Origin of the sequence: Rhodoferax sp. (assembly GCF_014859475.1) — a bacterium.
Lineage (GTDB): Bacteria > Pseudomonadota > Gammaproteobacteria > Burkholderiales > Burkholderiaceae_C > Rhodoferax.
The window spans coordinates 1-5229 of sequence record NZ_JACUUE010000175.1; the positions used below are offsets into that span (position 1 = coordinate 1).

A 5229-nucleotide genomic window follows, 5' to 3' on the forward strand; every position below is an offset into this window, starting at 1 on the left:
CAAACACCGCCTGGTTCATCTGCTCGGTATTGAACACCTTGAGCTGCACCAGCAGGTGGAAGTCTTGCACCGTCAGCCCGGTCACCGTTTCAAACAACTCCGGCTCCAGCTTGGTGATCACATCTTGCAAGGTGTTTTCCCGAAAGTCGGTCAGGTACATGAACGCCGGGATGCGCGTGGCAAACTTGATGAGCTTTTCTTGCACCAGTTTGCGCTTGGACTTGTATTCCTTTTCTTCGTCGGAAAGCTCTTTTTTCTCTTTGGCCGTCAGAGCTTCATCTTTGGCCTTGGTTTTAAGGCCTTTGACCTTCTCGCTCTTGTTGATAATGGTCTCGATGATGTTGTCGCCCAGCGCGCGCCAGCCCTCGATGCGCGCCACCGCGGCCATCGCCTCGGGGCTGTCCATGATGCGGCGCAGCGTGCCGTTGTCCACATTCACCAGCAACGCACTTTCCCACTTGCGCGCCAGCAGTGTGGCAGACGTGCCCGCCATGGCAATGTCCAGAACGCCGCCCGCGTCAATCTGCGTCATATGCGCGCCGTCATAGGCCAGCACCGGCAAAAAGGCCACCAGGTCCCGCACCGCATTTTCCGGGTTGGACTCGTTGGGTTGCAGGCCAATGCCGTATTCCGACAACTGGCGCAGCGCCCGCGTGGGCGCAAAGTCAAATACAAAGCACACCGGCTTGAGGATGTCTTCCTCAAACGGGTTGTCGCCATTGGGGTTCTTGATGGACCACGGCGACTGCACCCGAAACGCCGCTTGAAAATAGGTCTCGGGCGACTTCAGATTGCGCAGCATCAAAATGGACGACCACTGCGCCACCGTTACGCCCGTGGTCAGCTTGCCGCACGACAGCGTGATGGTTTTTGTGGCAAACCCGCTGCCAATGGCTTTGCGCACCGGTGGCAATGCGTCCAGCCCAATGCCTGCCGACGCCCCGGCAGCCACGATGACCTGGTAACCGTGCCAAAAAATGTTGTGCCGCTCAGCCAGCAAGTTCGCCATCGCGTGGCAAGCAGCCACATTGGGCAGAAACCAGAACGCGTGCTGCAAATAGGGCAACAGGCGCACATCCGAATACGGAAACGGCGGGCGCGTGCCCGCCTTCAACAACTCGGCCGACTGCGCCGCGTAGCCGCCGCGAATGATGTCCAGCCACTTCTGCACGTCGCTCTTGTGGCTAAACTGCGCAGCTGCCCCAGTGCCCTTGGCTTCAAAAAACGCGTTCAGGTCAAACTCGTCAAATTCCCCGCCACTGGCGATGGCCAGCAACTCGTCGGGCATTTGGTACGTTAGCAAGCGCATTTGTGGCAGCGCGGCGTAGGCGTTGCGCTGACCCGGGTGATCGATGGCAAAAGCTGCTTTGGCGCGCTGCTCGTCGGTGTAAGTCCAGTTGAAGATTTGCTCCTCGATGAACTCTCCCGTGGCCAGCGCCTTGAACGGTGTGCCCGACAGGTACAAATAGGCCCGGGTCGTGATGGGCAAAAAATCGGTCTCTGCGTTCGATAGCACAGTCAGGTCTTCGTTGATACCGTCCAGCTCACCCGCGTATTCCAGCTTGGCCTCTTTCTTGGCGATGGCACCTTCTTCCCCTTCAAACAACTCCTTGGCCGTGTCGCGCCAGGCACCAAAGTGGTATTCGTCAAACACCACCAAATCCCAATTCACCGCGTGCAGCCACTCGTTGCGCGGCTTGATATTGCCCGTTGCGTCGCGCCCCAGCAGGTCCTGGAACGAGCCGAAATACACCACCGGCCGGTCGCGGTCCACCTGCGTTGGGTCGCTGCCTGAGGCGCGCGACAGGTATTGCCAACCGTCAAAGTCGGTATGGTTTTCCAGGTCAGACTGCCACGCGTCTTCCACCGCCGGTTTGAAGGTCAGCACCAGCACGCGTTTGGTCTGGAGCTTTTTGGCCAACTGGTAGGTGGTGAAGGTCTTGCCAAAACGCATCTTGGCGTTCCACAGAAAGCGTGGCGTGGCGTTGGCATCCTCCGCCCAGATGGATTGGTAGTAGTCGAAAGTCTTGCTGACCGCGTCGGTTTGCTCGGCACGCATGCCAAAGGTCTCGTGGTGTGTGCCGCTGAATCGCTGGCCGGTGCGCAGCTCGGCCAGCACCGTGCGCACATCGGCCACGCTGCAGCGCACCCATTCCAGTTGCGTGTTGTCAAACCCTTTGTTGACCAGTGCCGCGCGCACTTCATGGTCGGTAAATATGCTGCCGTCATCGCGCTCAGCGGCAACATCGAGCTCAATGGTGTAGTTCTGAATAGCTGCCGTCTTGAGCTGCTCGGCCACGCGCTGGCGCACATTGCGCGTGGTTTGCCCCACTTTCAGCAAGCCGGCGTGCGCCGCATCGGCTATTGAATAGGTGTAGATGCGGGGTCGGCGTTCTGGCTTGGGTGCCAACACTTCGTCGATGCTGGGCTTATTCATCGGCGCGATCCTCCAGGGCGGCCTCGATGAACTGGCGCTGCCAATTCAAACTGCCATCAACACACGGGTGTTGCCACGTTGAGAACCGGTGGTTGGCCGGATTAAAAAATCAACGTCATAACCCAAGGTATTAAAAAATTTCAGCAGTTTTTCAGAAGAAAAGTTATCCAGCCGATAGTTCAGCAGGGCAGAGACATTGGGCTGTGCCAACCCCAACCGCGCTCCAATTTCTGATTGCTTCAAATGCAATGCCTTGATGCGCTCGTTCAAGCGCACAGCCAAAACCAGCTTGGTGTTGAGCTCTTCGGGTTGCGCCAACCCCAGGTCTGCAAACACGTTGCCGCTGCTGCGCTCAAATTCTGTGCCGTCAACGTGGGTTTTTGCTTGCTTTTTCATAGTTTTCCTCGTAGTGCTGCTGCGCAGCCTTGAGTCTTTTGTGAACCAGTTCGATGTCTTTCTTGGCTGTGCGTATGCCACTGGGTGACTTTTTTTGAAAGCAATGCAGCACATACACCACATTGGAAAATCGCACCGTGTAAACCGCACGATAAGCATTGCCTTCGTCAGACTCCACCACCTCCAGTACGCCAGCACCTTCACCTTTCCACGGTTTGGCCGAGGGATGCTTGGCTCCCAATTGGGCTACACCCAACGCGTACCCAAAAGCACGCCGCACGTCTTCAGGGAAGTCCATCAAATCCCGTTTGGATGAACCTGACCATTCAAGAATTTTTTCTGCTGCCATGCTGCATTTTATATACAAATATATATTTATGCCTGATCAACCCCAACGGGGTTACAGCACATCGCCCGACTGCTCTTTGCTGATCTTGACGCGCTCCAGCAGGGGGAGAATGGCCCCGATTTTTTCGTGCCACTTGGGGGCTTCGGTGAAAAACTTTTCCAGCGGGGTCATGGCCTGCCCCCTGCGGGTCTGGGGGGCAGAATGTCGTCGGTGGGCTTACTCATCAGAGCCACTCGCAAGGATCATTTCTCTGACTTGAGATTCGATGTAAGCCTGCTCCTCCTTCGTGATGCCATATTTCTCGTAAAGAGCATCGTCTGTCCACGTGCGATTCCACTCCTGGACGGGAACCCATTTGTAGGCAGAGTGCGTGGCATCCTGCGTGATCTTCCGCAACGAAATCAGGAACCGAAAGAACCGAGTCGAGTAGTACGACTGAAGACTAGTGGCTGCCTTGTCTGAGCCTACATAGAAAAATAGGAATGACTGTGTGCAAACCGACGGTGCTGGGGCAATGAGCGGCTTGCCCAAAACCAAATGAGGCACGCCGTCGCCGCCGTTGTAGGCCTTGGGTACAAGCACCTTCCATGTATCAATGAGATGTGCGCTCTTGTTGACTGCACTGCGAGCAATGTAGCCAACGCCGCGTTTCATCGTGCGGATGTAATGGAGCGGCAAATCCCCGGCGCGCTTTGTCGCATGAAAGCCGTCGAAGTTGGATGTCCATCCAAACTCCTTGTCGCGAGCAAGAATCGAGTTGATTGACGGTTCGCCGTGCTTTACTACCTTTCGCAGGATTGACATGGCACGCGAGTCCCGCACAAACACGTCGTACTCACCAAGGTTGCGCTTTGTCGGGCCAACAACATCCCCTCCTCGAACGGTTGTCACTGTGCAGTCGTCGTCGTGATTTGCGTCCCATAGAAAGTAGCAAACGCCTGCCTTGACCTCAACGCCAGGAAACACATCGCTTGCTGCCGGATAGTCAACGAGTGCACGTATGCGCCTATCGCCGAGCATTGCCTGGCGAAACTCGCTCAGGCCAAGGCCAGCAGCCATCCACCGTGACGGAATGACCATTGTCAACAAACGCGGTTCAAGTTTTTTCGCTTGCTCAACGAAGTGCTGGTAAATGGGCACATCTCGCGTGCCGCCGTCACTTGCTAGCTGATACGGCGGATTCCCAATAATGACATCGAACTGCATATCTTCTCCAAACAACTCGGTCAGCCGAGTCTTGATGTTGTCGGTGTGAATAAAGGCGTAGGCGTGGGTTTCCAGCGCGTCGCCACGGTCCAGCGCGGCCTGGCTGGCACCGCAAAACGTGCATTTGCCGCCCGCCCAGGTGTGCTCGGTGCGCTCAAACCAGATGTGGCCCGCCTCGTTGTCAAACCCCTGCACCACAGAATGCGCACCGTTGGCGTGTTTGGAGCAATATACACTGCGCCGCGCCAGCAAGCTGGTCAAGCGCGTGATGCCAATGCCAAACACCTGACGCGTCAGGACATGGTTCACGCGCGTTTGCAGGTCGGGTATTTGCTGCGCCAGCCCCTCGGTCAGGCGGTGGGTGATTTCGCGCAGAAATATGCCCGATTTGGTGAACGGGTCCAGAAACCGCACGGTCTTATCCGACCACAAATCTGCACCACCGTGGTCTGCGGCCCATGCCTCGGCCAGCATGTCCAACATGCGGCCCGCCAGCTCGGGCGGGGTAAAAACCTCGTCGTTCGACAGGTTGGCAATGCAGCTCAGCACATCGGGGTTGCGCCCGCGCAGTGTGAAAGAAACCTGGCTGTTCATGATGTTTGGTGTCAAAGAAAACCAATCGGTGGTTTGGCTTTGCGCGTTTTGTCCTCGGTGATGAGTTGTTTGATGGCATCAAACACCTGGGAGAACTGTTCGTCGTAGCGGGTTTCCATGGCCTCGATGCGCAATCGCAGGTCGCGGTTGGAGTCCATCAGGCGGCGCAATTGCACAAAGGTGCGCATGATGGCGATGTTGACCTCAACCGCACGCTGCGAGCGCAACACGCTGGAGAGCATGGCCA

At 56.8% G+C, this 5229-nt stretch carries 4 protein-coding genes and 1 pseudogene; all 5 read right to left on the reverse strand.

Annotated elements, in window-relative coordinates; translation table 11 throughout:
- Nucleotides 1-2437: GIY-YIG nuclease family protein (locus IBX54_RS12205; protein WP_296542927.1), on the reverse strand; the 2437-nt coding region annotated here is incomplete at its 3' end.
- 45 nt (nt 2438-2482) lie between these two features.
- Complete coding sequence (locus IBX54_RS12210) at nt 2483-2773, reverse strand: helix-turn-helix domain-containing protein (protein WP_296542928.1); 291 nt, start codon at nt 2771-2773, stop codon at nt 2483-2485.
- 31 nt (nt 2774-2804) lie between these two features.
- Nucleotides 2805-3182 carry a type II toxin-antitoxin system RelE/ParE family toxin gene (locus IBX54_RS12215; RefSeq protein WP_296542929.1) on the reverse strand — a complete coding sequence of 126 codons (378 nt, stop codon included), beginning with the start codon at nt 3180-3182 and terminating at the stop codon, nt 2805-2807.
- 216 nt (nt 3183-3398) lie between these two features.
- Nucleotides 3399-4982 carry an Eco57I restriction-modification methylase domain-containing protein gene (locus tag IBX54_RS12220; RefSeq protein WP_296542930.1) on the reverse strand — a complete coding sequence of 528 codons (1584 nt, stop codon included), beginning with the start codon at nt 4980-4982 and terminating at the stop codon, nt 3399-3401.
- 11 nt (nt 4983-4993) lie between these two features.
- Nucleotides 4994-5229 (reverse strand): annotated as a pseudogene (locus tag IBX54_RS12225) (hypothetical protein); the annotation flags it as partial.

Excerpts from the sequence above, each read along its gene's own strand:
- IBX54_RS12215 (WP_296542929.1), bottom strand. The coding sequence starts at position 3,182 with ATGGCAGCAGAAAAAATTCTTGAATGGTCAGGTTCATCCAAACGGGAT.
- IBX54_RS12220 (WP_296542930.1), bottom strand. The coding sequence starts at position 4,982 with ATGAACAGCCAGGTTTCTTTCACACTGCGCGGGCGCAACCCCGATGTG.